This is a genomic window from Sulfitobacter sp. HI0129 (genome assembly GCF_001635395.1).
In the GTDB taxonomy this organism is placed as follows: domain Bacteria; phylum Pseudomonadota; class Alphaproteobacteria; order Rhodobacterales; family Rhodobacteraceae; genus Sulfitobacter.
The window spans coordinates 1-3,054 of record NZ_LWGH01000580.1 but is presented as its reverse complement, the minus strand read 5'-3'; the positions used below and the strand labels follow the sequence as shown (position 1 = coordinate 3,054).

The 3,054-nt window shown below is 65.3% G+C and carries 3 protein-coding genes and 1 pseudogene; 1 reads left to right on the top strand and 3 read right to left on the bottom strand.

Features of this window, described 5'->3' with window-relative positions:
- The 3 genes and pseudogenes from A3764_RS15575 to A3764_RS15565 form a co-directional block, all read right to left on the bottom strand.
- Positions 1 to 91, bottom strand: a pseudogene (locus A3764_RS15575) (sarcosine oxidase subunit delta); the annotation flags it as partial.
- 126 nt (positions 92 to 217) lie between these two features.
- Complete coding sequence (locus A3764_RS15570; RefSeq protein ID WP_067925146.1) at positions 218 to 475, bottom strand: hypothetical protein; 258 nt, start codon at positions 473 to 475, stop codon at positions 218 to 220.
- A 103-nt stretch (positions 476 to 578) separates the two neighbouring features.
- Positions 579 to 1,823, bottom strand: a complete 1,245-nt coding sequence (locus A3764_RS15565; RefSeq protein ID WP_067925143.1) for a sarcosine oxidase subunit beta family protein — start codon at positions 1,821 to 1,823, stop codon at positions 579 to 581.
- Between the two features lie 235 nt (positions 1,824 to 2,058).
- On the opposite strand from A3764_RS15565, the gene ccmI reads away from it, so the two are divergent.
- Positions 2,059 to 3,054 (top strand): c-type cytochrome biogenesis protein CcmI (ccmI, locus tag A3764_RS15560; RefSeq protein ID WP_067951749.1); only part of this gene is annotated, 996 nt, incomplete at its 3' end.

Sequence of the window (3,054 nt, the reverse complement as noted above, 5' to 3'; positions counted from 1 at the left end):
GACCGAACCGCTTCAGATGCGCCTCGCCGCCCGCGTGAAATTCCGTTTCCTCGGCGGTGACGCCGCAGTTGGGACAGGTGAGGATCAGCATGGCTGTGCTCCTATGGCTGGCATGTCGAAAGGCCGCCCTGCTCTGGCGGGCATGCGGCCACGCGAAACGCCGGACGCAGTGCTGCGCCCGGCGTTCCGGTCGTTTACGTTTTCTAGGTGGTTCGCGTCAGTCGGTCGCCACAGTGCCTTCCACGGCAGTGCCTTCCACTGCGTCCGCTGCGGGTGCAGTGTCCGAACCTTCGACGGTGACGTTGATGTCGCCCCCGGCGGTGTCCGTGTCGGCGCCAACGAAGAGGAAATAGGCGATGATGGCGACGATGACGACGAGCGCCCCCACGATGAATCCCATGCCGCTGCCACCGTTATCGGTGGTCGTGGTCGTGGTCGTGGTGCGTTCCGAGACGTTTCTTTCTGGGTCAGCCATTGGTTTGTTCCTTCAGTATATTCAACTGTGGACAAAACGTGCTGATCTGCGGCGCAGTTCCGCGGCATCGCGGAAACACACCGTTGTGAGCGGGAAACAGCCATCAGTGTGCGACCCCTGCCGCGACGCTTTCGTCGATGAAACGGCCTTCGCGGAAGCGGTTCAGGCCGAAGGCCTCTGTCAGCGGCGAATGGCCCTTTGCCATCAGTTCGGCCATGCCCCAGCCTGACCCGGGGATCGCCTTGAAGCCGCCAGTGCCCCAGCCGCAGTTGACGAACACACCCTCCACCGGGGTTTTCGACAGAATGGGGGAGCGGTCGCCCGTCACATCCACGATGCCGCCCCACTGGCGCAGCATCTTCAGGCGCGAGATCATCGGGAAGGTTTCGATCAGGGCGCGGACCGTTTCCTCGATATGGTGGAAGGATCCGCGCTGGGTGTAGTTGTTGTAGCCGTCGGTGCCGCCGCCGATGACCATTTCGCCCTTGTCGGACTGGCTCATGTAGCCATGGACGGTATTGGCCATCACGACCACGTCCATGCAGGGTTTGATCGGCTCGGACACGAGCGCCTGCAGAGCCACGCTTTCGATCGGCAGACGGAAGCCCGCCATATCGGCCAGATGTCCCGAATGGCCCGCCACCACGATCCCCAGCTTGTCGCAATCGATGTCGCCGCGATTGGTGGAGACGCCGGTGACCTTGCCGCCTTCCTGCCGGATGCCGGTGACCTCGCATTTCTGGATCACATCCATGCCCATGTCCGAACAGGCGCGGGCATAGCCCCAGGCCACGGCGTCATGCCGTGCGGTCCCGCCCCGGGCCTGCCAAAGCCCGCCCAGCACCGGATAGCGCGGACCGTCCAGATCGATGATCGGCACCAGCTGCTTGACCCGCTCCGGTCCGATGAATTCTGTCTTGACGCCCTGCAGCGCATTGGCGTGGGCCGTCCGCTTGTAGCCGCGCACCTCATGTTCGGTCTGCGCCAGCATGATCACGCCCCGGGGGCTGAACATCACGTTGTAGTTCAGATCCTGGCTCATGGTCTCATAGAGACTGCGCGCCTTTTCGTAGATCGCGGCGGAGGGATCCTGCAGGTAGTTCGACCGGATGATCGTGGTGTTGCGCCCGGTATTGCCGCCCCCCAGCCAGCCCTTTTCCAGAATGGCGACATTGGTGATTCCGAAGTTCTTGCCAAGATAATAGGCCGTCGCCAACCCGTGCCCGCCCGCACCCACGATGATCACATCGTAGCGCTTCTTTGGCTGTGCGTCCCGCCAGGCGCGGTTCCAGCCGGTGTGATGGCGCATGGCCTCCCGGGCCACGGCAAAGGCTGAATATTTCTTCATTCCGGCATTCCCCGATCTGTCGCCGCACGTCCATGCGCGGATTCGCGCCGCCTGCGGCAGCTCTTACCGTTCTGGTGATGCGGAGGAAAAAGAGGATACTCCGCGCGGCATTGCTTAGCAGTTTTGCGACATGGACCGCAATTGCGCCGCAGCGCCGCGGCTGCGCCAAATGGCCCCTTTTTTCGCAAGGCCGCACAGGCTACATACCCCCCATGACAAAGACAGGCATACTCCCGTGATCTTTTGGGCCACAGCGGCCTTGATGGCCCTTTTCGTCAGCGTTCCCATCGGCCGCGCCGTCTGGGCGCATCGCACCGCCGGCCTCTCGGATGAGGCCGCGGCGGCCGCGAAGGACCTGTCGGTCTATCGCGATCAGCTAGCCGAAGTGGAGCGTGACCAGTCGCGTGGCCTGCTTTCCGAGGCCGACGCCGAACGCACCCGGACAGAGATTTCGCGCCGTATCCTCGCCGCCGATGCCGCCGCCGACCGCCACCGCGTCGCGGGCGCAGGTCCTTCGGGCAAGCTGCTGGCGGGCGGCGTGGCAACCGTGCTTATCGCGGGCAGCCTCGCGCTCTATGGCTGGATGGGGCAGCCCGGATATGGCGACTTCGCGTTGGCCGACAGGATCGCCTTTGCTGAAGAACTGCGCGCCAACCGCCCGGATCAGGCCAGTGCCGAAGCATCGATGCCCCCCAGCCCCGCCCCCGAAGGCGTGACGGAGGCCTATCTCGACCTCATGGAAAAACTGCGTGCCACCGTCGCGGAACGCCCCGACGATCTGCAGGGCAACACGCTGCTCGCACAGAACGAGGCGCGCATCGGTAACTATGCCGCCGCCGCCCGCGCACAGGAAGCGGTGCTGCGGATCAAGGGCGCCGAGGGAACGCTGTCGGACGTGGAGGACTACGCCGAACTGCTGGTTGCCGCGGCGGGCGGCTATGTCTCGCCCGAGGCGGAAACGGTGCTGCGCTCCATTCTGGGGCGTGACCCCGAAAGCGGCGCTGCGCGCTATTACATCGGCCTGATGTTCGCCCAGACCGGGCGGCCCGACCTTGCGCTGCGCCACTGGGACCGCCTGCTGCAGCGCGGTCCGGCGGATGCCCCGTGGATGGAGCCGATCCGCCTGCAGATCGCCGCCGTGGCGGAACAGGCCGGTGAAGCCTATGAAATCCCGCCCGCCGGACGGACCGGCCCCGCCCCGCGCGGCCCCAGCGCCGCCGACATCGAGGCC

Bases quoted from the DNA above. Each gene is read 5' to 3' on its own strand.
- A3764_RS15565 (WP_067925143.1), bottom strand. From the start codon at position 1,823: ATGAAGAAATATTCAGCCTTTGCCGTGGCCCGGGAGGCCATGCGCCAT.
- A3764_RS15570 (WP_067925146.1), bottom strand. From the start codon at position 475: ATGGCTGACCCAGAAAGAAACGTCTCGGAACGCACCACGACCACGACC.